General features: G+C 59.5%; 23 protein-coding genes and 1 pseudogene. 17 read left to right on the top strand and 7 right to left on the bottom strand.

The window, feature by feature from the left end; all coding sequences use genetic code 11:
• Nucleotides 1-432 (top strand): annotated as a pseudogene (locus tag LEPTO7104_RS33225) (transposase); the annotation flags it as partial.
• A 258-nt stretch (nt 433-690) separates the two neighbouring features.
• On the opposite strand, the gene LEPTO7104_RS0108625 reads toward LEPTO7104_RS33225, so the two are convergent.
• Nucleotides 691-3,492, bottom strand: coding sequence for a cation-translocating P-type ATPase (locus LEPTO7104_RS0108625; protein ID WP_017298160.1), 2,802 nt, complete (start codon nt 3,490-3,492; stop codon nt 691-693).
• A gap of 99 nt (nt 3,493-3,591) precedes the next feature.
• On the opposite strand from LEPTO7104_RS0108625, the gene LEPTO7104_RS0108630 reads away from it, so the two are divergent.
• From LEPTO7104_RS0108630 to LEPTO7104_RS0108665, 8 genes are all read left to right on the top strand, one after another.
• The gene (locus LEPTO7104_RS0108630; protein ID WP_017298161.1) at nt 3,592-4,416 is read left to right on the top strand and encodes a DUF3153 domain-containing protein; all 825 of its coding nucleotides are present in this window, start codon (nt 3,592-3,594) and stop codon (nt 4,414-4,416) included.
• Nucleotides 4,417-4,537: 121 nt separating this feature from the next.
• Entirely contained in the window at nt 4,538-4,897 is a 360-nt protein-coding gene (locus tag LEPTO7104_RS0108635) for a lipopolysaccharide assembly protein LapA domain-containing protein (protein WP_026072502.1), read from the top strand.
• 277 nt (nt 4,898-5,174) lie between these two features.
• Nucleotides 5,175-5,321 carry a hypothetical protein gene (locus LEPTO7104_RS39965; RefSeq protein WP_017298163.1) on the top strand — a complete coding sequence of 49 codons (147 nt, stop codon included), beginning with the start codon at nt 5,175-5,177 and terminating at the stop codon, nt 5,319-5,321.
• 83 nt (nt 5,322-5,404) lie between these two features.
• Nucleotides 5,405-6,271 (top strand): segregation/condensation protein A, encoded by an 867-nt coding sequence (locus LEPTO7104_RS0108645; RefSeq protein WP_017298164.1) that lies wholly within the window; start codon nt 5,405-5,407, stop codon nt 6,269-6,271.
• 284 nt (nt 6,272-6,555) lie between these two features.
• Nucleotides 6,556-7,722 carry a nucleotidyltransferase family protein gene (locus LEPTO7104_RS0108650; RefSeq protein ID WP_017298165.1) on the top strand — a complete coding sequence of 389 codons (1,167 nt, stop codon included), beginning with the start codon at nt 6,556-6,558 and terminating at the stop codon, nt 7,720-7,722.
• Between the two features lie 364 nt (nt 7,723-8,086).
• Nucleotides 8,087-9,280 carry a BMP family ABC transporter substrate-binding protein gene (locus LEPTO7104_RS0108655; protein WP_017298166.1) on the top strand — a complete coding sequence of 398 codons (1,194 nt, stop codon included), beginning with the start codon at nt 8,087-8,089 and terminating at the stop codon, nt 9,278-9,280.
• 9 nt (nt 9,281-9,289) lie between these two features.
• Nucleotides 9,290-10,399, top strand: coding sequence for an ABC transporter permease (locus tag LEPTO7104_RS0108660; RefSeq protein WP_051158485.1), 1,110 nt, complete (start codon nt 9,290-9,292; stop codon nt 10,397-10,399).
• Between the two features lie 44 nt (nt 10,400-10,443).
• Nucleotides 10,444-11,391, top strand: a complete 948-nt coding sequence (locus LEPTO7104_RS0108665) for an ABC transporter permease (RefSeq protein ID WP_017298168.1) — start codon at nt 10,444-10,446, stop codon at nt 11,389-11,391.
• 6 nt (nt 11,392-11,397) lie between these two features.
• Here LEPTO7104_RS0108665 and LEPTO7104_RS0108670 read toward each other — a convergent pair whose 3' ends face one another.
• Complete coding sequence (locus tag LEPTO7104_RS0108670) at nt 11,398-11,841, bottom strand: hypothetical protein (RefSeq protein WP_017298169.1); 444 nt, start codon at nt 11,839-11,841, stop codon at nt 11,398-11,400.
• 53 nt (nt 11,842-11,894) lie between these two features.
• On the opposite strand from LEPTO7104_RS0108670, the gene LEPTO7104_RS0108675 reads away from it, so the two are divergent.
• The 6 genes from LEPTO7104_RS0108675 to LEPTO7104_RS33230 all read left to right on the top strand — a co-directional run bounded on the left by LEPTO7104_RS0108675 (nt 11,895) and on the right by LEPTO7104_RS33230 (nt 17,030).
• Nucleotides 11,895-13,628 (top strand): SWIM zinc finger family protein, encoded by a 1,734-nt coding sequence (locus LEPTO7104_RS0108675; RefSeq protein ID WP_017298170.1) that lies wholly within the window; start codon nt 11,895-11,897, stop codon nt 13,626-13,628.
• Nucleotides 13,629-13,709: 81 nt separating this feature from the next.
• Nucleotides 13,710-14,126 carry a hypothetical protein gene (locus LEPTO7104_RS0108680; RefSeq protein ID WP_017298171.1) on the top strand — a complete coding sequence of 139 codons (417 nt, stop codon included), beginning with the start codon at nt 13,710-13,712 and terminating at the stop codon, nt 14,124-14,126.
• A gap of 145 nt (nt 14,127-14,271) precedes the next feature.
• Nucleotides 14,272-15,051, top strand: coding sequence for an SDR family oxidoreductase (locus LEPTO7104_RS0108685; protein WP_017298172.1), 780 nt, complete (start codon nt 14,272-14,274; stop codon nt 15,049-15,051).
• Between the two features lie 86 nt (nt 15,052-15,137).
• On the top strand, nt 15,138-15,602 hold the full coding sequence (gene bcp / locus LEPTO7104_RS0108690; protein ID WP_017298173.1) for a thioredoxin-dependent thiol peroxidase: 465 nt from the start codon (nt 15,138-15,140) through the stop codon (nt 15,600-15,602).
• A gap of 3 nt (nt 15,603-15,605) precedes the next feature.
• On the top strand, nt 15,606-16,061 hold the full coding sequence (locus LEPTO7104_RS0108695) for an NUDIX hydrolase (protein WP_017298174.1): 456 nt from the start codon (nt 15,606-15,608) through the stop codon (nt 16,059-16,061).
• A gap of 81 nt (nt 16,062-16,142) precedes the next feature.
• Nucleotides 16,143-17,030 carry an alpha/beta fold hydrolase gene (locus LEPTO7104_RS33230; protein WP_017298175.1) on the top strand — a complete coding sequence of 296 codons (888 nt, stop codon included), beginning with the start codon at nt 16,143-16,145 and terminating at the stop codon, nt 17,028-17,030.
• Between the two features lie 25 nt (nt 17,031-17,055).
• Here the strand turns inward: LEPTO7104_RS33230 and LEPTO7104_RS0108705 are convergent, their stop codons facing one another.
• Nucleotides 17,056-17,439 (bottom strand): hypothetical protein, encoded by a 384-nt coding sequence (locus LEPTO7104_RS0108705; RefSeq protein ID WP_017298176.1) that lies wholly within the window; start codon nt 17,437-17,439, stop codon nt 17,056-17,058.
• Between the two features lie 304 nt (nt 17,440-17,743).
• Nucleotides 17,744-18,082, bottom strand: a complete 339-nt coding sequence (locus LEPTO7104_RS0108710) for a hypothetical protein (protein WP_017298177.1) — start codon at nt 18,080-18,082, stop codon at nt 17,744-17,746.
• 619 nt (nt 18,083-18,701) lie between these two features.
• Here LEPTO7104_RS0108710 and LEPTO7104_RS33235 point away from each other — a divergent pair.
• Together LEPTO7104_RS33235 and LEPTO7104_RS0108720 are read left to right on the top strand one after the other, a co-directional pair.
• Nucleotides 18,702-19,736, top strand: coding sequence for a COX15/CtaA family protein (locus LEPTO7104_RS33235; protein ID WP_017298178.1), 1,035 nt, complete (start codon nt 18,702-18,704; stop codon nt 19,734-19,736).
• Between the two features lie 133 nt (nt 19,737-19,869).
• The gene (locus LEPTO7104_RS0108720) at nt 19,870-20,850 is read left to right on the top strand and encodes a heme o synthase (protein WP_017298179.1); all 981 of its coding nucleotides are present in this window, start codon (nt 19,870-19,872) and stop codon (nt 20,848-20,850) included.
• 37 nt (nt 20,851-20,887) lie between these two features.
• Here the strand turns inward: LEPTO7104_RS0108720 and LEPTO7104_RS43215 are convergent, their stop codons facing one another.
• The 3 genes from LEPTO7104_RS43215 to LEPTO7104_RS43220 are packed head-to-tail and all read right to left on the bottom strand — an operon-like array spanning nt 20,888 to nt 23,498.
• A complete protein-coding gene (locus LEPTO7104_RS43215; RefSeq protein WP_083887167.1) occupies nt 20,888-21,595 on the bottom strand; it encodes a DUF4926 domain-containing protein in 708 nt (235 codons plus the stop codon).
• Nucleotides 21,596-21,600: 5 nt separating this feature from the next.
• Nucleotides 21,601-21,936 (bottom strand): DUF6883 domain-containing protein, encoded by a 336-nt coding sequence (locus tag LEPTO7104_RS0108730; protein WP_017298181.1) that lies wholly within the window; start codon nt 21,934-21,936, stop codon nt 21,601-21,603.
• A complete protein-coding gene (locus tag LEPTO7104_RS43220) occupies nt 21,933-23,498 on the bottom strand; it encodes a COR domain-containing protein (RefSeq protein ID WP_017298182.1) in 1,566 nt (521 codons plus the stop codon). Before LEPTO7104_RS43220 ends, LEPTO7104_RS0108730 begins: the two co-directional genes overlap by 4 nt.
• Between the last annotated feature and the right edge of the window lie 8 nt (nt 23,499-23,506).

The following is a 23,506-nucleotide window of genomic DNA, read 5'->3' on the forward strand; positions in this document are numbered from 1 at the left end:
GGACAAGAAGCGGTTGGTGGACTTTCTCCCCAAAGGAACCGGTGAAAATTTTATAAGGTTCTCAAGAACTTTTACGAGGAGGTTATTTATGACTGGGCTGGCGAGGATAGGAGCGTGAGCGAATTTGAGAAAGACGGGCCTAAGGTTGTGATTATTTTAGACAATGCGAGCATTCACAAAAAGGAGGAATTTACAGAGAAGATAAAGTTAGAGATGCCAAATTTAGTTTTGGAGTTTTTACCTGAGTATAGCCCGGACTACAATCTGGTCGAATTGGTTTGGCATTCAGCAAAAGAGTTCATCTCAAATCGTTTATTTAAGTCTATTGAAGATCTCGAGGCTCTTATCAATAAGCTTCTCAATGAAGGAGAACTGGCCATAAATTGGCATCGGAAGGTGAAAAACAAGGGAAGTGCTATTGATGCAATTTAGATGCGCAACAGCTTACAGTCGCTTTAAATATGCAGTAAAATTTATCATTTATCAAAGGAAGCTTCTTCTTTACAAAAAAGACCTGGCTAGTTGTGAAACTATGTCGCTAAGGCTACTATTCACCCAAAAACAAAAATTCCAGGTTTACTACAATGAAGAAGTTAATCGGAAGATTAGTGAATGCTATGGCCGCGATTCGTAGCATTGCTCAGTTTGAGCAATGCCTTGGGTATTGATAGATAGATAAGCAGATGGATTTTAATCCCTCACAACCTTGCCTCGGATGCGGCGGTAGACCTTCTCCAGCTCGACCCAGACAAATAGCAGGGTGCTGAAGCCGAAGCAGATCAGCAGTTCGTAGGGGCTGAGCAGGTGGGTGCCGAAGAAGTTTCGCAGGGGCTCAACGTAGATCAGCATGAGCTGAAGCAGGCAGGTGACAGTTACGGCCACCAGCACAAACGGGTTTGAGAAGGGCGACATTTCTACGGTTAGGCGGGTGTTGGAGCGCACGGCGATCGCGTGGCCCATTTGAGCCAGACAAAGCGTGGTAAACACCATCGTCTTCCAGCGATCGGGGTCGCCCTCTTGCTGCGACCAGTGATAGGCCCACACCATCATCGTCACCGAAATAATCGTAAACACAATGCCAATACGCAGCATGTATGCCCCCAGCCCCCGCGCAAAAATGCTCTCCTGGGGGTCGTGGGGGGGGCGCTCCATCACGTCGGGTTCTGCCGGTTCCACCGCCAAAGCCAGGGCCGGAAAGCCGTCGGTGACCAGATTCATCCACAAAATTTGCAGGGGCGACAGGGGCACATCCAAAATGGGCAGCAGCAGCGGCGACAGGGCGATGGTGAGCAGCTCACCGATGTTGCTGCCCAGAATGTACTTCACGAAGCGGCGAATGTTGGTGTAGACCACCCGCCCCTCTTCGGTGGCCGCAACGATGGTGGCAAAGTTGTCGTCCAGCAGCACCATATCGCTGGCCTCTTTGCTGACATCGGTGCCGGTAATGCCCATGGCAATGCCAATTTCGGCCTGCTTGAGGGCGGGGGCATCGTTGACGCCGTCGCCGGTCATAGCCACGATCTGGTGGTCTTTTTGCAGGGCTTTAACAATTCTCAGCTTGTGCTCGGGAGACACTCGGGCGTAGATGCTGACCTTTTTGACGGCGGCCTCTAGCTCGGCCTGGTCCATGGCCTCCAGGTCAGCGCCGCTGAGGGACCGGGATTGGCTGTCGGCAATGCCCAGGGATTGGGCGATCGCCATGGCGGTGAGCTGGTGGTCGCCGGTAATCATCATCGGGCGAATGCCTGCGCCCCGGCAGCGCTCCACCGCCACCCGCACCTCCGGGCGCAGGGCGTCGATCATGCCCACCAGGCCCAGCCACACCAGGCCTTGCTCGGCGGCGTCGGCATCGCCCTCGATGGGTACGGTCGCCATGGGCCGATAGGCGAAGCCCAGCACCCGCAGCCCCTGGCCCGCCATGGCGGCGTTGTCGGAAAGGACCTGCGATCGCCCCTCGGCAGTTAGCGGAAACTGCTCTAACCCCTTTATCCCGCTGGTGCAGCAGTCGAGCAGCATCTCCGGCGACCCCTTGGCCAGCATCAGGTAAGGGGCCTCGAGCACCTTCCCCGGCAGGGTGAGGTCAGTCCCCAGCGCCCCTACGCCGCTCACCACCACGCTCATGCGCTTGCGCTCCGACGAAAAGGGAAACTCCACCACCCGCTGCATTTCGTGGCCCAGGCGGTGGCGATCTAACCCACTCTTGCAGGCCATCACCACCAGCGCCCCCTCGGTGGGGTCGCCCATAATCGCCCAGTCGCCCGCTTCCTTTTGCAGCACAGCATCGTTGCACAGCAGGCCATCCAGCAGCAGCAGCCCTATGTCGGGCACCTGGCGGGGGTCCACCGAGGCTCCGGCGCTCAAAAAGCTGCCCTCGGGGGCATAGCCTTCGCCGGTAATCTCCAGCGTCTGGGACAGGGTGCGCACCTGCTGCACCACCATTTTGTTCTGGGTCAGGGTGCCGGTTTTGTCGGAGCAAATAGTGGTCACCGAGCCCAGGGTTTCGACCGCAGGCAGGCGGCGAATCAGGGCGTGGCGGCGCACCATGCGCTGGGTGCCGATCGCCAGGGTGACGGTAATTACCGCTGGTAACCCCTCGGGCACCACGGCCACGGCCATACTGAGGGCAACTTCTAGCAGGTTTTCAAAGGCCTGCCAGCCGCCAAAAATAACCCCACCCACCACCACGATGGCGACCAGGGACAGCGATCCGACCACCAGCACGTTACCCAGCTGATCCATGCGCTGCTGTAGGGGCGTGGGCTCGGTTTCGACCCCTTGCAGCATGGCGGCAATGCGGCCCAGCTCGGTTTTCATACCGGTGTTGGTGACCAAGACTCGGCCTCGGCCCTGCACCACTTCGGTGCCCTGAAACACCAGGTTTTTGCGATCGGCCAGGGCGGCATCGGCGGCTAAGGTCATGGTCGCCTGCTTGTTGACCCCCTGGGCCTCTCCGGTCAGGGCCGACTCGCGCAGCTGGAGGTTCACCGCCTCTAGCAGGCGGCCGTCGGCGGCCACCTGATCCCCCGCCTCCAGCAGCATGATGTCGCCGGGCACCAGGTCCTGGGAGGGCACCTCCAGCAGGCGACCGTCGCGCTGCACCCGCACGTTGGGCGAGGCCATTTGCTTCAGGGCGGCGAGGGCTTTTTCGGCCCGACTCTCCTGCAGGTAGCCCAGCACGCCGTTGAGAACGACAATGGCAAAAATGGCGATCGCATCCTTGGGAAATTCTTGATTTCTAAAGGACAGCACCCCCGACACTACCGCCACCGCGATCAGCATCAGCAGCATAATGTTGGTGAACTGGTCAAGCAGAATGCGCCAGGCGGGGCGACCCCCGACTTCCTCTAGCTCGTTAGGGCCATACTGGCGGCGGCGATCGATTACGGCCTGGGGGCTAAGGCCGGTGTCGGCACTGCTCTCGAGCTGGTCTAGAGCTGCGTCAACGCCAACCGTATGCCAGGCGGTGATGGGGGCAGGGGAGAGGTCATTCATGCAACGCTACCGGCTACCGTTGGATCTAACGCTCTAATGGTATAGCCTTGGCCAGGGCTGCGGAGCGAGGCAAAAAGAGTGGCATCAGAACGTAACGCTATGAACGCTATGGGCGATGGATATTTCAGGGCCGCCTCTGGGGCTTGGCGGCAGCTGCTAAAGCGCCTGCCCCTGCTGCTGCTGCCCCTGGTGCTGAGCGGCTGTCTGCGCTACGACCTCACCCTGCGGTTTGATCACCATACCCACGGCCAAATCTCCCAAACCATCGCCCTCAGCGATCGCGGGGCAGCCCTGGCCCAGCCGACCCTGGCCCCCTGGCTGGAGGCGCTGAGGTTGCGATCGCGCCCCCTGGGTGGCCAGCTCAGCCAAGGCCCCCAAACCATCACGCTCACCGTACCCTTTGGCACCGCGCAGGATTTGACCGATCGATTTCAGCAGCTGTGGGCGGAGCCAGCGCCAGCCCCAGACTCTGACCCTGGCCCCGCGACGGCCCGCAGCGCTGACATCGCCCGCCCCACCTATCTAGAGCTGCCTGGCTGGGGGGCCGTGCCCTTTGACCTGAGCCTAGACCAGACTAACTGGGTGCTGGCCAGCCGCACCCACCTCACCTATACCCTCGACCTGCGCGACCTGCCCGCCAATGCTGCGGACTCTGCCACTCCCCCCTGGGCCGATCTGCGCTTTCGCCTCCAGGTGCCCTGGGGGTTGGCTAAAATTTCTCCTGCGGCTGCATCGCCCCTGGCCAAAGATGCGGGCGGGGCCGTCTGGCAGCTTGAGCCAGGGCAGATCACCCGCATTGAGGCCGTGTTTTGGCTACCCAATGCCATTGCCCTGGGCACCCTGGGCATTGTAGCCCTGGTCTTGGGCGGCTACGGCCTGCGCTATCGTGTGCTTAAATCGGCAAAAACCTTTCACCAAAGTTAAAGTCTGCCTGGTTAAATAACCTTATCTAAGTCCAGATCCGGGGGCTGCCCGTCGGCAGGCGATCGATCCCAGGCTGAACCTAGTATTGACCCAGCGAACCCAGCATTTTGAGGCCAGAGCCATGCGGCAAGTAAATTTCGTCGTTATTTTTGTAATTGCCTTAGCCCTGGTGCTATTCGGCATTGAAAACACCGAACCCGTCATTATCCACATCGCCCCCGGCATAGATGTGGAATCGCCCCTGTGTGTCGAGCTGATTATCGCCATGGGCATTGGGGCCGTCTTTGCCTGGGTATTTAGCGTCTGGGCTCAGGTGCAGGGTTATATTTCCTTTGGTAAAGATATGCAGCAGCGCGAGGTGCGCATTCAGCAGCTAGAGCAGGACGTACAGCGCTACCGGGTGGAGCTCGAAGAGCAGAGCCTGATGCTGCCCGCGGCCAAGGTCGAGGATGGCGATGGCGGAGAGGCCTTTGCCCAGTAGAGTGAATGCCGATAGGTTTGATCGGCGCTCGGGTAATAGTTCGTTAAGATAGGGCCAGCTCTCGGCTTGAGTTCGCCCTTTGGTTGATCGTGTCTGCTATTGTCTCCAACGCATTTCCCATGCGTGAATTGGATATAACTGGCTAACGACAAGGGAATCTGTAATGGCTTCTAACCCTACTGACGATGCGACTAAAGCAGCGCCATCCCCTAGTACTGGGGTAATTCAGCGATTTGCAGGGGGTGCTACGCTCGGTGCATTTTTGAGCATTGTTCTAATGTCCTATGGAGCATCCATTGACTGGAACTGGCCTCAGGTAGGGGTTGTATTGGGCTTGGCCCTGGGGTTTGGGCTGCTGTCAGCGGTTTTTGGCAAGCCGTTTGTCGACGCGGCGGTGCAGGCCTTGAACAATCTGGGGCTTTAACCTACTGAAATTCTCCAAGTTTCTCAGCCCGTCTTCCAAAAATTCTTTATGGTTTGGCAGCACCGCTGTCTTTTAACCGTTCTATGTCGTCATCCCTGGCTCAAACCGCGATCGCATTTCTCATCGACCTGGCCGATCAGGGCGAAATCGACCCGTGGGATGTGAAGGTGATCGACGTGATCGATCGCTTTTTATCGCTGCTCAAGGCCCAGTCTGAAACCCTGGCCAGTCAGGGCCGCACCCCCTACGAGGCCAACCTCTCCGAGTCGGGCCAGGGGTTTCTGTACGCCTCCATGCTGGTGCTGCTCAAGGCCGACACCATGGTGCGGGCCGAGGCCGAGGCCGAGGCCGAGGCCAACCCTGAGGAGCTGTGGGAAGAAGAGATTCCCGAGCTGGTGCCACTGCCCCGCAACCTGGAGCGCCACCTGCACCGCCGGGCTGTCGCCCCCACCCCCCAGCGCAGGCAGGTCACCCTGCAGGAGCTAATTCAGCAGCTCGAAACCATGGCCACAGTCATGGCCGACCACACCCCCCGCCTGCGAGCCCGGCGGGCCAGGCCCCAGCCCCAGCGCCAGGCGGTGCGCGCGATCGCCCAGCTGGCCCACCAGGAAAATCTCTCCGAAATCGCCGCCGCCCTCGAAACCTTTCTCGACCAGTACTGGGACGAGCTGGGGGAAGACCTGCTGTGGATCGACTTTGAGCTGTTGCTGGAGCAGTGGCCCAACTTTAAGCCCGCCGACCTGGAAGATAACCACGACTTTGATACCCCCCACGCCGCAGCGGTGCACGAGAAAGTGGGAGTGTTTTGGGGCCTGCTGTTTCTCTCGGCCCAGTCGAAGGTGGAGCTGGGCCAGGACGCCTTTTACGGCGATTTACGGGTCAGAAACCTCAACCGCGCCCCCCTGACAGCCGCAGAGGCCGAACTGCCCGCGTTTATTCTGCCTGACTAAAACTTAGAGGCCTGGGGGCGGTAGGCGATCGCTACCGTTTCAAGAGCGCTCAGGCTATTTTAAAGAAAGTGTAAGAACTCCTTGAAGGCCCGCTGGGTTATCGGCGCTCTGGTAGGGGTCGCTGTTAGCATGGCCGAGTGCAATGGCGAAGACCGGTCCAGGAAGGCCAACGCCCCATCCTGCAATCATTTCCGGCTTCTGGCTCGGCGACTTAACCCCACCCTTAACTCAAAAATCTGCTCCGCTGTAGATCTATACCCTGCAAACTAAAGGATCCTATTTTTATGAAAGCCATGATCTTGGCTGCCGGCAAAGGCACCCGTGTCCGGCCCATCACCTACACCATTCCCAAACCCATGATTCCGATCATGCAGAAGCCGGTGATGGAGTTCTTGCTTGAGCTGCTGCGCCAGCACGGGTTTGACCAGATTATGGTAAACGTCAGCCACCTGGCCAACGAAATTGAGGGCTATTTTCGCGATGGGCAGCGCTTTGGGGTAGAGCTGGCCTATTCCTTCGAGGGCCGCATCGAAGAAAACGGCGAGCTGGTCGGCGATGCCATTGGCTCCGCCGGGGGCATGCGCAAAATTCAGGACTTCTCGCCTTTCTTTGACGACACCTTTGTGGTGCTCTGCGGCGACGCGCTGATTGACCTCGACCTCACCGAGGCCGTGCGCCGCCACCGCGAAAAGGGTTCGATCGCCACCATCATTACCAAAACCGTGCCCCTCAAGCAGGTGCCCAGCTACGGGGTTGTGGTCACCGACGGCGAAGGGCGGGTGAAGTCGTTCCAGGAAAAGCCCTCGGTCGAAGAGGCGCTCAGCACCGAAATCAACACCGGCATCTACATTTTTGAGCCGGAAGTCTTTGACTACATTCCCTCGGGCGTTTCCTTTGACATTGGCGGCGATCTGCTGCCCAAGCTGGTGGCCAACCACGCCCCTTTCTACGGCATTCCCATGGAGTTTGAGTGGGTCGACATCGGCAAGGTGCCCGACTACTGGCGCGCCATCCAGGATGTGCTGACCGGCGTGGTCAACCTGGTCGATATTCCCGGCGAAGAGATTCGCCCCGGCGTTTACGTCGGCCTCAACGTCAAGGCCAACTGGGATAAGGTCAACGTCGAAGGTCCGGTCTACATCGGCGGCATGACCCACATCGAAGACGGGGCCACCATCATTGGCCCCAGCGCCATTGGCAACAACTGCTCGATCTGCAGCGGCGCGATCGTCGACAAGAGCGTGATCTTTGAATATTCGCGGATTGGCCCTGGGGTGCGCCTGGTCGATAAGCTGGTGTTTGGCCGCTACTGCGTCGATAAAACCGGGGCTTCTATCGATATGAAGGCCGCCGCCCTCGACTGGCTAATTACCGACACCCGTCAGCAGTTTCCGCTGGTGCCGCCCGTGGAGCACCGGGCGATCGCCGAGCTGCTGGAACAGCACATTTAGAGCGTCGCCTGGAGCGTCGCCAGCTGACTAAAACCCCAGGGGTGAAGAAACTCCTGGGGTTTCGGTGTTGCTGCCGCCGCCAAACGCGGTGCTCCTATCCCCAGCGCGATGCCCTGACTACTCCAGACGTTGCGCGGCCTGGGGTGAGGGGCGATCGCCCCTCACCCCAGGCCGCGCAAGAACCCGGCAAACTGTTCTTTTTGATACAACTACAAGCTTGGCTTTTACCAATTCTTAGGAGATGGTGTAAAAGCTGCAGAGCAGCCGTGGGCAAACTGGCGGTTATGAACGCTAGGGTTTGCTGGTGGGGCTGTGATTTCGCCACTATATTGGTCTATCCCTGAATCAGAGAGTTGTACACACGATGAGCGATCGCAACCGTGCTTTTGGTTTTTCTCGGCGGCAGGTGGTGCGGGGGCTGCTGGCCTCCTCTGCCTTTGGTCTCACCGCCAAGTTTGGTACTGGCTGCGCCCAGTCGCCCAGCACAGGGGGTGACGCCGCAGCCGACGGCGCTGCCCCCGAAGAACTGGTCGTGGGCTTTATCTACGTCGGTCCTAAGGACGACTACGGCTATAACCAGGCCCACGCCGAGGGGGCTGCGGCCATGGTCGCCAACGTGCCGGGGATTCGCCTGGTAGAGGAAGCCAACGTGCCCGAAACCACGGCGGTAGCCGAAACCATGCGCAGCATGATCGAAATCGACGGGGCCAAGGTACTGTTTCCCACCTCCTTTGGCTACTTCGACCCCCACATTCTGAACATGGCTAAAGAATTTCCCGATGTGCAGTTCCTGCACGCCGGGGGGCTGTACCAGGAGGGCGTACACCCCAACAATGTGGGCAGCTACTTTGGCTACATCGACGAAGCCCAGTACGTGGCTGGGGTGGTGGCCGGGCGCATGAGCAAGTCGGGCAAGCTGGGCTTTGTGGCGGCCAAGCCCATTCCCCAGGTGCTGCGCAACGTCAACAGCTTTACCCTGGGGGCGCGATCGGTGAATCCGGCGGCGACCACCCAGGTGATTTTTACCGGTGAGTGGGCAGAGCCAGTCAAAGAAGCTGAGGCCACCAACAGCATGGCCGACCAGGGAATTGAGGTGATTACCTGCCACGTTGACAGCCCCAAAGTGGTTATAGAAACGGCTGAAAAACGCGGTGTCTATACTTCGGGCTATCACGCCGACCAAAGCTCCCTGGCTCCTAAGGGCTACCTCACCGGGGCCGAGTGGGACTGGTCGAGCATCTACACCAAGCTGGGGCAAGATTTCATGGCGGGCAAGACCCTGATGGCCGGAGATATTCCCCATATCCTGCGGGGTGGGCTAGCCGATAACTTCTGTAAGCTCTCGCCCTACGGTCCGGCGGTAACCGATGAGGCCAAGGCCGATGGTGATGCCGCAGCCGCCGGGATTAAATCTGGGGACCTGGTGATTTATAAAGGCCCTCTCAAAACCAACACTGGCGACGAAGTTCTTCCGGCCGATAAGGAGATGAAGACCAACAACGTTGAACTCGAAAAAATGGACTACTTTGTCGAAGGCGTGATCGGTTCTGTGAGCTAGGGCATAACCATGGCGTCTACGACAGCTTGGCGGCGCTTCGCGCAGCGTCCTTTGAGAGAATCGCTAGAATCGATCGCCCTTCCCATTGGTGCAGTGCTGGCGGCCCTGGTCATCTTTGGTGTTTTTTGTGCCCTGGCGGGGGCAAATCCCCTGGCGGTGTACGGGTCTATTTACAAAGCGGCCTTTGGCAGCTGGAGCGCCTGGCAAAACACCCTGATTCGGGCCTCGCCCCTAATGCTCACGGCCCTCTGTACGGCCCTGCCCGCCCGGCTGGGGCTGGTGATTATCGGCAACGAGGGGGCGTTAGTCGTTGGCGGGCTGGCCGCCGTGCTGGTGGGCCTGGGGCTGGGGGGAACGCTGCCCGGCGGCCTGGTGCTGCTGGCGATGGCCCTGGGCAGCCTGGTGGCAGGCGGGCTGTGGATTATGGCGGCGGGGGCGCTGCGCCACTACCGGGGGGTGAACGAGACCATCAGCAGCCTGCTGCTGAACTACATCGCGATCGCCCTGATGAACCACCTGGTGCAGGGGCCCCTGCGCGACCCGGCTTTTGTCAGCAAGCCCTCCAGCTACGAGATTGACCCGTCGGCCTGGCTGGGCACCCTGCCCGACACCCGCGTGCACTGGGGCCTGATCTACGGTCTGGTGGCCTCGGCGCTGGCCTACATTTTGATTCAGCGCACCACCTTTGGCTTTGCGGCCCGCACCGCCGGGGGCAACGTGCGGGCCGCCCGCATCGCCGGACTGCCGGTGGGCAAGCTCACCCTGGCGGTGTGCTTTTTGGCCGGGTCCTGCGCCGGGCTGGCGGGCATGGTGGAGGTCGCCGCCGTGCAAAAGCGGCTGAACGAATCGATCGTGTCAAACTACGGCTATGCGGGGATTTTGGTGGCCTTTGTGGCCCGCCACAACCCCCTGGCCACGGTGCTGGTGTCGGTGCTGCTGGGCGGCATTTTGGCGGCGGGGGGCATCTTGCAGCGATCGCACAACCTGCCCGACGCCACCGTGCTGGTGTTCCAGGGCATCGTCTTTCTCTGCGTGCTGTACAGCGAGTCGCTCTACGGTCGCTTTGCTTTCTTTCAAGAGCGCGAGGTTGAGGCTGAGGGGGCAGTTGTGGCCGGGTAGATGGGTAGGTGGGTGGATGGGTAGATGAGTAGGAGGGATGAGTAATGGCGACGGAAGCACTGGGCTGGTGGGGGGTACCCCTGGGAATTTTGGCCGGTACCCTGCGGGGCAGCGTACCGTTTTTGCTGGTCAGCCTGGGGGAATGTCTGACCGAGAAAAGCGGCAAAATCAACCTGGGCCTGGAGGGCACTCTGCTGTTTGGGGCCATGAGCGCCTACGCCATCTCCTACCTCAGCTCGGGCATTGTTGGCCCCACTCTGGCCCCCTGGCTGGGGGTGCTGGCGGCGGGGGTAGCGGGTATGGTGCTGGGGTCGATTCACGGCTGGCTGTCGCAGCAGCCCCGCGTTAACGATGTAGCCGTCGGCATCGCCATGATTATCTTTGGCGGCGGGCTGGCGAATTTCTTTGGCAAGCCGTTTATTCAGCCCCAGGCCCCCCATCTGCCGACCCTGCCCATCGGCGGCTGGAGCGACCTGGCCCCGGTGCAGTCGGCCCTGCAAATTAGCCCGCTGTTTTTGCTGGGGGTGGCGATCGTGCCCCTGATGAGCTGGTTCTTTAAGTCGACCCGATGGGGCCTCTACGTGCGGGCCGTGGGCGACAGCCCCGATGCGGCTCTGGCCATGGGAATCTCAATCTTTTGGGTGCGGATGGCCAGCATTGTGGCGGGCAGCTTTTTGGCGGGCATAGGCGGGGCCAGTCTGTCGCTGTTTTACCCCGGCGTGTGGACCGAGCGCATCTCCAGCGGCCAGGGGCTAATGGCGGTGGCGCTGGTGATCTTTGCCCGCTGGCGGCCCTGGCAGTGCCTGTGGGCGTCGCTGCTGTTTGGCGGTGCCCAGGCGTTGGGGCCTGCGTTTCAGTCGGTGGGCATTGACTCGTACTACTACCTGTTTAACGCGGCCCCGTACATTCTCACGCTGGTGATTATGATCATCACCTGCTCGCCCAAGCGAACGCTGGCGGGCGCGCCGGGAGCGTTAGGCCAGGATAGTTAGACTGGCTCAGTCGTCCTTCACCCACGTATAGCGGGCAGGCTCAAACTCCAAGTGCTGTTTGAAGTCGTGCACCATGTTCAAAAGGCCATCCAAAGAGCTAATCTGCAAGCCTTCTTTCCAGTTTTTGCGATCCATTGTGCCAACGACAAGGTAGTCATTGCCAACTAGGTCGGGATAATGTTGCAGGCAGATGGTCTGAAGTAGGCCGTCCAGGTCGTCCTTGTGAACGATCAGCAGGTCGCAGTTGGGGCAGTAGCGGCAGGTTTTATTCAGGCTCACCGGCTGGGGGGGCTTGAACAAAATAAGCAGCGGCTTTTTGCGCAGCTTGGTGGGTCGGTCACATTTGGGACACCGAGTAAACCGCGCATCGTGGTAGGGGTTGAGAAAAAACTTATGTTGGGGAGGAAGGTAGCCAAACTGCCCCGGTTTTCTGCTTTGCTTCTTAGCCATTGGCAAGCCATTACGCTATAGATAACGGTACAGCTGGATAGGGAAATTGCGCCATGGTCACAGCACCACCGCCCCTAAAAGAGTCGCAGGTCAAAGCCCTGGCTACGGAGCAAAGCTTCGAGCGGGGTCAGCGCTACTACCGCAAAGGGGCCATTTTCAACCCGGTGCTTCAGGGTCTTACGCTCTGGGCTGACTGCGAAGGCTCTATGACCTATCGGCCCAGGGTAACGCTGAGTGCCCAAGGAATTGAAGACTCTAGCTGCACCTGCCCCTACGACTGGGGCGGCCTGTGCAAGCATCAGGTGGCGCTACTGCTGACGTATATTCACGATCGCGATCGCATCCGAGTCATTCAGCCGATCAAAACACTACTGGCCCAGCGCAGTCGAGAAGATCTGGTACGTATGGTCGAGCAAATGGTGCAGCGCTACCCCGATCTGCTGGCGATGGTTGAGGCCCCTGCGGCCCCCACCGCTGGCCAAGCCCCCGACCTTGACAAGTACCGTCGCGCGACTGCGCGAGTGTTTCAGGGCACCGAGATGAAGCCCATGGCCGCGGCGCTGGCGGCACTGGCGGAGCACGGCCAGCGATTTGCCCAAAACCAGGATTGGACGAATGCCGGAGACATCTACCAGCTCCTGCTAGAGACCGCCAACGACTGCTACGACTACAGCGTGCTTGACATTGATTACAACGGTGAGGTGGGCTGCGTTATTCAAGATATTGCCCAGGGCCTGAGCGACAGCCTGGGCAATGCTGAAAATCTCGATGTGGGCCGCCATCGGCTCTGGATTGAGACCTGCCTGAATGCAGTATTCAAAGATATTGAGCTGGGCGGCATGGACTACGCCTACCCGGCCTGGGATGCCCTACTCACTTATAGCACCGATGAGGACTGGGCCTGGGTAGAGAAGCAGGTGCGCCAAGCCCTTGATAAAACAGGGCAGCGGACCTTCGGCAGCTGGGGACGAGAGGCCCTAGTCAAGCTGCTGGCTGACCGGGCCGAGAGGCAGGGCAGCGGTACGGACTCTGGCGAACTATTACTAGAGCTGGGTACTCCGCAGCAGCGGGCCTTCTACCACCTCAACCAAGGGAATTTTGAGGAAGCGCTGGCGATCGCGCGATCGCACTTTAAAGACCTACCGGGGCTGGTGATCCAGTTCGCCGATGCCCTCCTTGGGGCTCAGGCCACCGACCTGGCGATCGAGTTCGTGCAGGAGTGCAATCAGAAAAGCCACTTCAGCTATCAAGAATGGCTGACCAATTTCTATAAAAACCACGGTCAACCCGAGCAGTTTGTCGCGGCCCAGATTGAGCTGCTCAAGGCCCACTTTACCCTGCAAGGTTATCAAGAATTGCAGGCCCAGGCAGAGCCCCTGGGGCAGTGGAAAACGCTTCGCCAGCAGCTTATCACTGAACTCAGCGAGCAAAAGCAGGTTACCGCGCTGCTCAATATTGCCCTGCTTGAGCAAGACTGGGACCTGGCCCTGAGCTATTTGAACCAGCTGCGTTTCAACAAATTGGCCCATCAGGAGCGAGTGGCGAAGGCAATCCAGACGGATCGGCCTGGGGAGGCCATAGTTCTCTATCGAGAACTCGCAGAAGCGGCCATCGGTCAGCGCGGTCGTGACAACTACCGACAAGCGGCCGGTCATCTCAAAGCGATCCAGCGGCTCTCGAAGACAACCCAGCGAAAGGCAGAATTTAGCCAGTACGTTCAGCAGTTGCGCGATCGCAACAAAACCCTGCGTGCCCTCAAAGAAGAGCTAGACAAAGCAGGGCTTTAGCCAGAGAAATGAAGACCGTTACAGTGAGATAATTGGGCGGGAAAACCGTCTCCCCCTGACCTCACTTCGGACAATCCCCCTATGACCATTGCTGAGCAGCTCATTCGCATGGCCGAAGACGAGCTGACCGAGTACAGCACCGACGCCCGCAAAATCGAGAAGCTGCGCCGCAAGTTTAGCTTTGCCGTGCCCTACCCCAAGCAGGCAGCCGTGCGAGAAGAAGTGGCGGCGAGCATGCCCAACAATTTTCTGGCCAAGCTGATAGAAGAAAACCGCCAGACGGTGGCCCTACCCTTTTGGGGCATCGGCGGCCTGGGGCTGCTGCTGGGCATCTCGGGGAAGCAGCCGCTGGATTTAATCGCCACGGGCATTGGCTTTTACCTGGCCTTTCAGGTGCAAAAGTGGGGCTGGGAGCTTCAGGCCAAGCGGTTGGTGCTGCAAACCCTAGATGAGATTGAAGCCAGCGTGAAAAATCCAGAACCCGAAACGACGCCTTAGACGATACAGCGTCCTCTACCCAGAGATAGCTATGGTGTAGCCTAGTGCAGCGATACAGTCCTAACGCCGCGCTCAAGCTGAGCTGCAGCGCTAGGCGATCGTCCCTGCCACAGCCCGTTCACCTACCCACTGACTTCTTTTGCCCATGGCTGAGTCTCTTACCAACCAAATTGTGCTCATCACAGGGGCCAGCAGCGGCATTGGCGCTGCCTGTGCCCGCCAGCTAGCTGCCACCGGGGCGAGGCTGATATTAGCAGCCCGCCGCCTGGAGCCACTGCAGGCGCTGGCCACAGAAATCCAGCAGCACCAGAGCGCAGACGTACTAACTCTAGTGCTCGACGTGCGCCAGCCCACAGCCGTGAGCGATGCTATTAACGGATTGCCCGAGGCCTGGGGGGCGATCGACATTCTAATCAACAACGCCGGGCTGAGCCGAGGGTTAGACAAACAGTACGAAGCGCCCCTGGACGACTGGGAGGCCATGATCGACACCAACATCAAGGGGCTGCTCTACGTGACGCGGGCGGTGGTGCCGGGCATGGTGGCACGGGGCCGGGGCCACGTGGTGAATATCGGATCGATCGCAGGGCGGCAGACCTACCCCGGCGGCAGCGTTTACTGCGCCAGCAAGGCGGCGGTCAAGTCTCTCTCAGAAGGTCTAACGCTCGATCTGCTGGATACCCCGGTGCGGGTTACCAATATCGACCCTGGCCTGGTCGAAACCGAGTTCAGCCTGGTGCGCTTTGGGGGCGATGCCGATCGCGCCAAAGGCGTCTACCAGGGCATGACCCCTCTGACCGGAGACGATATAGCCGATGTCATTTTGTTTGCCCTCACCCGCCCGCCCCACGTCACCGTCAGCGACCTGCTCATCATGCCCACCGATCAGGCCTCGGTGTTTCACGTTCATCGCAGGGCGCAGTAGGTGCTTAGGTTAGTGGGGAACGCCTGCCGCCGGGGCCAGCGCTATACAATGGGTCATGGCGCGCAACTATTTCTTAAATACCGACTATGACTCTCTCCGTTGGCGACCCCGCCCCCGACTTTAGCCTCCCCGATGCCACCGGCAAAACCTACAGCCTGGCCGACCTCAAGGGCCAGCGGGTGGTGCTGTACTTTTACCCCCGCGACAACACCCCCGGCTGCACCAAAGAGGCCTGCGGATTCCGCGATCGCTACGCCGACTACCAGGGCAAAGATGCCGTGGTGCTCGGGGTCAGCACCGACGACGCCAAATCCCACGGCAAGTTTATCGACAAGTTCAGCCTGCCCTTTCCGCTGCTGGTGGACGAAGGCGGCGAAGTGGCCAGCAAATTCGGCGTTTATGGCCTGAAAAAGTTCATGGGCAAAGAATATATGGGTATTACCCGCAGCACCTTTATCATCGGCCCCGACGGCAACCTGGAGAAAATCTATCTCAAGGTCAAAGCCGAAACCCACGCCGACGAGGTGCTGGCCGACTTGGAAACTCTGTAGCCCATGGCCTACTTCGCCCATATTTTTCGCACCCTGATGGGGCTGCTGCTGCGCCGCCCCATTTTGGGCACCTGCGTCATTCCGCTGATGGCTGACGGCACCATTGCGCTGGTGCGCCGCCGCGACAACGGCCTCTGGAGCCTGCCCGGCGGCATCGTAGACTGGGGCGAAGATGTGATCACCGCTGCGGCCCGCGAACTCAGGGAAGAAGCCGGATTGCAAACCGTAGGGCTGGAGCGCCTGGTGGGGGTCTACTCCCAGCCGGGGCGAGATCCCCGCTTTCACTCGGTGTGTGTGACGGTGGCGGTGCGGGTTAGGGGCAAGCCCTACCCCGCCGATCCCCGCGAAATATTAGAAGCGCGCACGTTTACGCCCGAGGGGCTGCCCTGGGAGCACCTTTCCCACGATCATCGCCAGCATTTGCAAGATTTCTTTAAGGGAGAAACGGTTTTAGCCTAAGCTTTTGGGTAAGCCCGCCGGATTCGTCTACTAGAGCACAATCCCCGGTTATTCTGGTGCCATCTACCCCAACGAGTTGCTATGCCGCTATCCGCCGAGATTCCCCTGCGCACTGGCCGGATCAAACTGCCGCCGGGGACCATGTTTTGGCATGAGGGGGGCAAATCCCAGGCCGAAACGGTGGTATTTCTCCACGGCTCCTGGCACGATAGCACCCAGTGGCTGCCGCTGATGCAGCGCCTCGCCCCCGGCTACCACTGCCTGGCCCCCGATCTGCTGGGCTTTGGCGAATCGTGGCCCCAGGGCAAAACCACCTACTCCGTGGCGCTACAGGTGGAAGCGCTGCACAGTTTGCTGAGCGCCCTGCGCATTCATCGCTGTCGGCTGGTGGCCCATTCGCTGGGGGCCTGGGTGGCGGCTCAGTACGCCCTCACCTACCCCGATCGGGTGCAGAGTCTGGCGGTGCTGGCGCCGGAGGGGGTCAGCGATCGCGCTTTGCGAGGCCGCTGGCGGCGCGATCGCTGGCTGGTTGCCCCCTGGTCGCCGCTGCCCCTGGTGCTGCCCTGGCTGGGCAAAGGCCCCTGGGCTAGGGCGCTGCGCGATCGCCGCCGCTGCCTGCGCCAGCATTCTGCTGCCTGCCAAATGCTCTTTCGCCGCCGCGCCGCCGCCATCAATGGCGAGCTGCTCCAGGGCGAACTGCTCCAGCAGAGACTAGAAATGCTTGGCTGGCCAATACTGGCGCTAGAGTCCGCCGCCGCTGACCCCACCGCCCATCGTCTTACTCAGGCCTGGCTGCGCCTGCTCAGCAATTCGCAGCACCAAACAATCTCCCCAGCCGACACACCCCTGGGCGTAGGCGAAGGGGACTGCGCAGCGGCTCTGGAGGCATTTATGGGGACCAACCGGGCGAAACAAACAAAATTTAGCGCTCCACCAGCGATCGCCCCCAGTTCAGCCCCTGGAATCTAGCGCAGAAACGGTGCAGAAATTGCCCCTAGTCCTGGCCCTTAAGCGATTCAATTTCCTGGCGAATTTCGGCCAGTTCCTGGGTGAGCGCTTCTAAATCGCTCTGCACCGAGGTGTTGACCACAGGGCTGGCCACGGTGGTAATGGTGGAGACCTCTGGCTCCGAGGCGGAGCTGGTAAACGGGTTGGGCATTTGGCTCAGCAGCGAATCTACAAACAACCGGGCCTCGCGCTCGGTGGTTTCGCCTTTAACTTCCAGCTCTTCGGTGAGGCGGTTGACGTCATTGCCCAGGGCAGAAAACTTCTGGCTAGAGTTTTCAGGATCCTGAATTGCTTCAAGCAGCGAGGCAGTGGCCCCAAGGGTCACGCGAAATCCTTTTTGCAAGGTCTGGGAGAGATCGTCGGGATACATAGCTTTACTGCCTTAGAAACTCCATAAATCAGGAAATCAGGTGGCGGTTAGCGGCCACCAGTTGCCCCCAGTAGCGCCATCAAGCCCTGGTTTAATCCAACAGTAGCGCATTAAATCAGGCTCTCCAGAACGCTTTGGCTCGGACCCAAAGCGCCACTAGAAGCTGTTCAGCTTTGTATTTTACCCTGCTCGCCCAGGCAGGTGCGGCATCTCAGACTACTATCCTCCCTGGGATAGAGGGAAGCGATCGGGGGGCCAAGCCTGGCTTCTAAGGGGGTGGTGGGGAGGATGTAGCGTCGTGCGCCTAGGCTAAATAGGCGTTGACGTCTTCGTAAATTTGCGATAGCTCAGCCTCGGTGGTGACCCGAATGCGGTCGTCTCGCAGCGTCACCAGGGCCTTAGCCGAAAAGGGACTCGGCCAGATGTTGGGGTTGCAAAAGACCTCCAGAAAAATTTCCCCGGTGTGGCGATACTCCATCGGCGGCTGCGGCGGGCGGCGGGCCGACTCTCCCGCTGCCGCCGCCGCCGCTTTGAGCGCTGCCATCAGCTCGCCTAGGGCCGTTTTCAAGCCTAGCGCCGCTTCTTCGGAGAAGGAAAATTGGAGGGATCCCTGGGGCAGGTTGAGGGTAAGGGGGGCGCTCATAGTAATGTGCTCGTCGCGATCGGTGGATGGTTGACAGGTAGCTTTGATCGGTTGTGCCAGTCACCTGGCGGAACCAGGTAAAGGATCGGCGGTGCACCTAAGCCACTTCCCAGGTCTAGGTCTAGGCCTGGGAACTGATTGATGCTGGCACCTGCTAGCCAGGGTACGGCATTGGGGGGCACTGCGGACAGGCCAGGCGATCGCCAAGGGTGTATGCTCGACGGCTTCATCGGCAGGGGAGCACGGCCAAAGGTAACGATAGGTTACGTTGTGTGTCTCGCTACGGCACTGTGCTGCTTTTTGTATAGCGCCACGGTGCTGAGGTCAAATCCCAAAGAAAACCCTAAAGCTTTGCCAGTTCTAGGGTTGCACTCCCTACAGTAGTAATCAGTAACCAAGCTTGTCAGCGCTGATACAGCTTAGGTAGCTTGTAATTCATGAGTAGGGCAATTACTCCGGCAGGTTTTCCATAGTCTTAACACTCTAGCCTCAACACTCTGAGATCATTTCCGAGATTGTGCCCCTGCTGCGTCCCCTGACGACGGCCTTTGTAAAAGTCTGATTGCCCTGCTTCCATCGCTCAAACGCCCCAACTGCACTGCTCAATGCTGGAGATGGCATGGCCGCAAATTTCCCTTTTCTTTCTTCCCCGGCTTCAGCCCGTGAATCGCTGTGGTCTGCCACAGCCGCTACTCCGGTCGATCGCATTCGCCGTCTGGCGTGGAAAATCGCCTTTGCCACCCTGGCCCTGATGGCGGTGGGCAGCGCCACCCGAGTCATGAATGCGGGTTTGGCCTGCCCCGACTGGCCCCTCTGCTACGGCCAGCTGGTGCCCCAGCAGCAGATGAACCTCCAGGTATTTTTGGAGTGGTTTCACCGCCTGGATGCCGCCTTGATTGGCCTCAGCACCCTGTGGCTGGTGGCCCTGTGCGGCTGGTATCGGCGGCAGGTGCCGGGCTGGCTGCCCTGGGCGGCGGTAGGTGCCCTGGTCCTGATTGGCTTGCAGGGGGCGCTGGGGGGGCTAACGGTGACGCAGCTGCTGCGTTTTGACATTGTGACGGCCCACCTGGGTGCGGCTTTGCTTTTCTTTAGCGCTATGCTCGCGATCGCTAGCTGCCTGCTGCCCTACCGCTCCACCGGTACCGTGGGGCGATTGCCCTGGCTGGGGCTGGGGGCAACGCTGATCGTCTATGGTCAGTGCATGCTGGGGGGCTTGGTGGGGTCGCGCTGGGCGGCCCATCAGTGCCTGGGGCTGAGGGAACTCTGTCAGGTGATGAACAGCCATCTGCTGGGCATCGTGCCCGCCTCCGTAGCGGTGCTGGTGCTGACCTGGACCGTGTGGCGAACTCCAGCGCTCACCTATCCGCTCCGCCGCCTGGGCAATTTGGCTAGCATGCTGCTGGTGTTTCAGCTCGTGATGGGGATTGCAACCTTTCGGCTGCGGCTTCAAATAGAGCCTCTCACCGTGGCCCATCACGCCCTTGGGGCAGCGCTGGTGGGTACGCTGGTGTGCTTTACGGTGCTGGCCTGGCGCGACTCGCGCAGTGATCTGTCCCAGAATCGCCTGGAACCTGCCTCCGGAGACTATCGGGCTGGCGCGGCGGCGCTTGCCTCTGGGCTGACTGGCGCTGGTCCCACTGCCGTTAAACCGTAGTTATGTCTGATTGGCAACAGCACAGTCGCTTAAAGCCGTTATCTTGGGAGCTATCCGACTGTTTTTGGTCATAGGCAGTTAATTTTGCGGTTTTTTACAGAATCGGTTTTTAGAACCACTTAGGATTTTTTGCATGAATCAGACCACCACATGGAATGCCCCCACCCGCCACCACGAGTCGTTTAAGGCCGTTGTGCAGAGCTATGTACAGCTCACCAAGCCCCGGATTATTCCCCTGTTGCTGATGGAAACGGCGGCGGCGATGTGGGTGGCAGGCCAGGGAGAAGTAGACCCAGTACTGGTAATGGTGACGCTGCTGAGCGGCACCCTGGCGGCAGCCTCGGCCCAAGCCATTAACTGCGTCTACGATCGCGACATCGACTACGACATGGAGCGCACCCGCCATCGCCCGCTGCCCTCCGGACGCATCCAGATTCGCGATGCGCTGGTGTTTGCCGCTGTGCTGGCGATGCTGGCCTTTGGGTTGCAGGCGCTGGTGGCCAACCTGCTCAGCGCCGTGCTGGCGATGGTGGGCCTGGCCATCTACGTGGGGGTCTATACCCACTGGCTGAAGCGGTCTTCGCCACAGAACATTGTCATCGGCGGGGCGGCCGGGGCGATTCCCCCCCTGGTGGGCTGGGCCGCTGTCACGGGCGATTTGCCCCTGGCGGCGTGGCTGTTCTTTGCGATCGTGTTTATCTGGACGCCCCCCCACTTCTGGGGCCTGGCAATGCTCATTCAAGACGACTACGCCAAGGTCAACGTGCCGATGATGCCCGTGGTGGCAGGCGATGAGTCGACCGCCCGGCAGATCTGGTACTACACGCTGGTGCTGGTGCCCCTGACCCTGATGATGACCTACCCCCTGGGGGCCACGGGTGCGGTATACGCCGCGATCGCCCTGGGGCTAGGCGGCATGTTTATTCAAAAAGCCTGGGCGCTGCTCAAGGAACCGAGCGATCGCGACCTGGCCAAGGGCCTCTTCAAGTTCTCGATTCTCTACATGATGCTGCTATCGGCGGCCATGGTAGTCGATAGCTGGCCGATAACGCGATCGGCGGTGGCGGCTGTCTCGGGTCAGCTAGGGCCATTGGTGAGCCTGCTGCCGTTTTAGAAGGTAGCGGTAGGCAAGCTTAGTAAGGGGTTCTAGGCTACGGCTGGTTTGATGACGATGGCAGCTGAATCTCGATGCCGATTTTGCTGCCTAGCTCAATCACACCATCAACCAATTCGTTGGCTGCCGCTACACCGCCAGTCAGCATGGTGGCTGCGGTTGCTAGGGCCGCAAGACGTTTTCTCAACTTCGGCATGCTGCGCTGGTCATCGGGCTTTTGAAGTTCGGCCTCAACGTCGTCGATATCGATAATCAGGTCGTCGCGCACTTCGGGGGGCAGTTGGCCAGCGGTCTGGCGCAGGCGATCGACAATTTGGAGCAGTTCGGCGGTGGTGGTGCCGCTGGTTTGGCTAAAGCCTGTGGCAACAACCTGGGCATGGCCGCTGGCTTCGTTGACCAGATTGCCAATGTTGCCGCCGTTGACCTGGGTGCCAATTTTTTGCCCCATAACTTTGTCGCCTGCAACGTTGTCGCCGCTGCCGTGCTGGTGAATGGTACTAGCCATGGTTGAAGCCTCTAAAGAAATATCGTTGGGAGCGTAGTGGAGCTTGAGGAGCTGGCTGGTGTGTAGCGGCACCATGGCGTAGGTTTGGCCGTCATCGTCGCTAAAGTCGACTTCGTAGACATCGGGGGCCAAGCTCTCGACCAGGGTGCCGACTTGGCCAGCCGCTAGGTGATGGGTAGGTAGGTCTTCTTTGAGAGCAACCACATCTAGCAGTTGAAATTTTGTTAGAGCGCTGACCATGGGCATCACCTCAAAATGTAGCAACTCACAAGCCGAGGAAAGGTTTCGTCGGGGCGAATAATCCAGGCAGTACGAACAATCGCGGCGTTTTGGTTACGGGTGAGCGGGAAGTCAACAATGTAGCGTTGGCCATACTCGTCAGCCATCCCAATCACCGCATCGTACTGCTGAAGTGCTTGCAGAATATACGCCCGAAGCACCTCTGTATCGCTGCTGGTTAACCCTAAGATAGCGGCAAAAAGGCGGGCCTTGTGTTTGCCCCGAGAGTGGGTGGGGTTAAGGCTGTAGTCTCGCAGCTTCTCCAGATCGATGTAGACTTCACCAGCATTGGGGAGTTTCATTCAGAGGCGGGGGTGTTTTTGTCGCCGTGCACCAGGTCGCCTGCTACATTATCGCCGCTGCCATGCTGATGGGTAGTGCGGCTGCCCTGGTAAATGTGAATATCTCCATAGCGTTCTTCCATATCAAGGCCGCGTTCTTTGAGGTCGCTCTGGCGACGGGCTTCCACGGGTTCATAGCCGTCGAGGATCTGGCGCAGGTTGAGGCGCAGGCGTAGTTTGCCAATGGTGACGGTCTGTTCGCCCATGGCCTCTAGGCCCAAAAGCTCCTGGTAGTCGAGCGGGGGATGGTCGGGATGATTGGGGACGGGCACCCATTCGGTGACTTCTAAATCGGCAAAGCTCTTGTGGATTCTGGTGAAGGTGTCCCGAATAAGGGCCAGGAAAATGCGGCGGGTGGTTTCGCGTCCGCTAATGGAGATAAAAATCTTTTTGTCTTCAGGGTCGGCTTTGACGCGGGCGATGTTGCAGACCTCGTCGCCTTCGCAATATTCCAGCATGACGCCGCTGCGCCAGCAGGTTTGGCCGTGGATTTTTTCGTGGCTGAGCACGATGAACCGCGACAGCACACTCTCGGGCAGGATGCGGTAGTGGTACTGAAACTCTAGGGTGTCGCCCTCCAGTCCTGTATCTTCGGGTTCGTCTTTGGGCAGCAGGCCCGGGATGAGAAAGCGGGGGCAGGGGCAGTCGGGCAGGGCGAAGCAGAGCTGAAACTCCTGCATGAGTTCGGTCAGGTAGCGGTAGCGCTCTGGAGGGTAGCGGGTTGGCTCTAGCACCCGGCTCAGATCGTCGTAGTCGAGAATGCCTTTGCCCTGGGTTTTGAGGGTGTCGTCGCTGAGCAGGGTGTAGATGCCCGTCGTCACCCAGTCGGGGTTGAGCACGTTGGTGTTTTGCAAAAAGTCGTGCTCACGAAAGTTGAGCACCAGGCCCAGATTGTGCAGCAGGTCGATGAGCTGGGTTTGGTTTTGCTCTTCGGGAATCTGGTTTTGGTGGCAAATGCCGATGTACTCGCCGTAGCTAATGAAGTCTTTATCTAGGGCTTCAAGCTGTTCTTTGACCTGAAACCAGGAGAGGGGCAGCAGATTATACACATCCCGCAGTTTGCCCACTTCGGCGATAATTTGCTGGCGTAAATCATCGATGCCGTCGCCGCTTTGGCAAGAGGTTTCCAGAATGGCGCAGATGTTGGGATATTTGTCTCGCAAAGCTTTGCGGTTGATGTCGAAGGGCTGCTCGTCTTTTTTGTTGCCGACAATGATCACGGGCGACTCGCTGCCAAAGCTTTGGATCAGCTTGAGCCAATATTCAATGCGGTTTTCGTCTTCGCTGGTGCGGCAGTTGCAGACCAGCAGGTAGAGGCTGCGCTTGGTGAGAAAAAACTGGTGGGTGGCGTGGTAGATTTCTTGACCGCCAAAATCCCACACGTTGAGGCGCACGTCTTTGCTGTTGACGTGGACACCCCAGGTATGCACCGTGAGGCCATCGGTTTGGGCTTCATTGGGGTTGTAGGTGCCCTCCATGAGCTGCTTGACCAGAGAGGTTTTGCCGACGCTGCCCTGGCCCACTAACAACA

This window comes from Nodosilinea nodulosa PCC 7104 (genome assembly GCF_000309385.1).
In the GTDB taxonomy this organism is placed as follows: domain Bacteria; phylum Cyanobacteriota; class Cyanobacteriia; order Phormidesmidales; family Phormidesmidaceae; genus Nodosilinea; species Nodosilinea nodulosa.

Coding starts and splice junctions, on each gene's coding strand:
- LEPTO7104_RS0108625 (WP_017298160.1), bottom strand. CDS start 3,492: ATGAATGACCTCTCCCCTGCCCCCATCACCGCCTGGCATACGGTTGGC.
- LEPTO7104_RS0108630 (WP_017298161.1), top strand. CDS start 3,592: ATGAACGCTATGGGCGATGGATATTTCAGGGCCGCCTCTGGGGCTTGG.
- LEPTO7104_RS0108635 (WP_026072502.1), top strand. CDS start 4,538: ATGCGGCAAGTAAATTTCGTCGTTATTTTTGTAATTGCCTTAGCCCTG.
- LEPTO7104_RS39965 (WP_017298163.1), top strand. CDS start 5,175: ATGTCCTATGGAGCATCCATTGACTGGAACTGGCCTCAGGTAGGGGTT.
- LEPTO7104_RS0108645 (WP_017298164.1), top strand. CDS start 5,405: ATGTCGTCATCCCTGGCTCAAACCGCGATCGCATTTCTCATCGACCTG.
- LEPTO7104_RS0108650 (WP_017298165.1), top strand. CDS start 6,556: ATGAAAGCCATGATCTTGGCTGCCGGCAAAGGCACCCGTGTCCGGCCC.
- LEPTO7104_RS0108655 (WP_017298166.1), top strand. CDS start 8,087: ATGAGCGATCGCAACCGTGCTTTTGGTTTTTCTCGGCGGCAGGTGGTG.
- LEPTO7104_RS0108660 (WP_051158485.1), top strand. CDS start 9,290: ATGGCGTCTACGACAGCTTGGCGGCGCTTCGCGCAGCGTCCTTTGAGA.
- LEPTO7104_RS0108665 (WP_017298168.1), top strand. CDS start 10,444: ATGGCGACGGAAGCACTGGGCTGGTGGGGGGTACCCCTGGGAATTTTG.
- LEPTO7104_RS0108670 (WP_017298169.1), bottom strand. CDS start 11,841: ATGGCTAAGAAGCAAAGCAGAAAACCGGGGCAGTTTGGCTACCTTCCT.
- LEPTO7104_RS0108675 (WP_017298170.1), top strand. CDS start 11,895: ATGGTCACAGCACCACCGCCCCTAAAAGAGTCGCAGGTCAAAGCCCTG.
- LEPTO7104_RS0108680 (WP_017298171.1), top strand. CDS start 13,710: ATGACCATTGCTGAGCAGCTCATTCGCATGGCCGAAGACGAGCTGACC.
- LEPTO7104_RS0108685 (WP_017298172.1), top strand. CDS start 14,272: ATGGCTGAGTCTCTTACCAACCAAATTGTGCTCATCACAGGGGCCAGC.
- bcp (WP_017298173.1), top strand. CDS start 15,138: ATGACTCTCTCCGTTGGCGACCCCGCCCCCGACTTTAGCCTCCCCGAT.
- LEPTO7104_RS0108695 (WP_017298174.1), top strand. CDS start 15,606: ATGGCCTACTTCGCCCATATTTTTCGCACCCTGATGGGGCTGCTGCTG.
- LEPTO7104_RS33230 (WP_017298175.1), top strand. CDS start 16,143: ATGCCGCTATCCGCCGAGATTCCCCTGCGCACTGGCCGGATCAAACTG.
- LEPTO7104_RS0108705 (WP_017298176.1), bottom strand. CDS start 17,439: ATGTATCCCGACGATCTCTCCCAGACCTTGCAAAAAGGATTTCGCGTG.
- LEPTO7104_RS0108710 (WP_017298177.1), bottom strand. CDS start 18,082: ATGAGCGCCCCCCTTACCCTCAACCTGCCCCAGGGATCCCTCCAATTT.
- LEPTO7104_RS33235 (WP_017298178.1), top strand. CDS start 18,702: ATGGCCGCAAATTTCCCTTTTCTTTCTTCCCCGGCTTCAGCCCGTGAA.
- LEPTO7104_RS0108720 (WP_017298179.1), top strand. CDS start 19,870: ATGAATCAGACCACCACATGGAATGCCCCCACCCGCCACCACGAGTCG.
- LEPTO7104_RS43215 (WP_083887167.1), bottom strand. CDS start 21,595: ATGGTCAGCGCTCTAACAAAATTTCAACTGCTAGATGTGGTTGCTCTC.
- LEPTO7104_RS0108730 (WP_017298181.1), bottom strand. CDS start 21,936: ATGAAACTCCCCAATGCTGGTGAAGTCTACATCGATCTGGAGAAGCTG.